At 70.9% G+C, this 502-nt stretch carries 1 protein-coding gene; it reads right to left on the bottom strand.

The genetic code is table 11. The features are described from left to right. Positions 1–79 precede the first annotated feature (79 nt). Positions 80–502, bottom strand: a 423-nt coding sequence (locus PV341_RS45300; RefSeq protein WP_500361093.1) for an electron transfer flavoprotein subunit alpha/FixB family protein, incomplete at its 5' end; no start/stop codon positions are given.

Below are 502 nucleotides of genomic sequence, written 5' to 3'. Positions count from 1 at the left end.
CGCCGGAGCCCCGTGGTGCCGTCAGGGGGCGTCACGGGGCTCCGGTGGGTGTGTGCTGCCGGCCGGTGGTGTGCCGGGGTCAGCCCTTGCGGGCGGTGACCTCCTCGGTCAGCTGCGGCACCACGGCGAACAGGTCACCGACCACGCCGTAGTCGACCAGCTCGAAGATCGGCGCCTCCGGGTCCTTGTTCACCGCCACGATCGTCTTCGAGGTCTGCATACCCGCCCGGTGCTGGATCGCACCCGAGATCCCCGCCGCGACGTACAACTGCGGCGACACCGACTTACCCGTCTGACCCACCTGATTGGTGTGCGGATACCAGCCCGCGTCCACCGCCGCACGCGACGCACCCACCGCCGCACCCAGCGAATCAGCCAGCGCCTCGATCACCGCGAAGTTCTCCGCACCACCCACACCCCGGCCACCGGACACCACGATCGCGGCCTCCGTCAGATCCGGACGCCCCGTCGCCTCCCGCGGCGTACGCGCCACCACCTTCGT

This window comes from Streptomyces sp. PA03-1a, from assembly GCF_033792805.1.
In the GTDB taxonomy this organism is placed as follows: domain Bacteria; phylum Actinomycetota; class Actinomycetes; order Streptomycetales; family Streptomycetaceae; genus Actinacidiphila.
The sequence above is the reverse complement of the archived record's forward strand: the minus strand, read 5'-3'. Positions and strand labels throughout refer to the sequence as shown.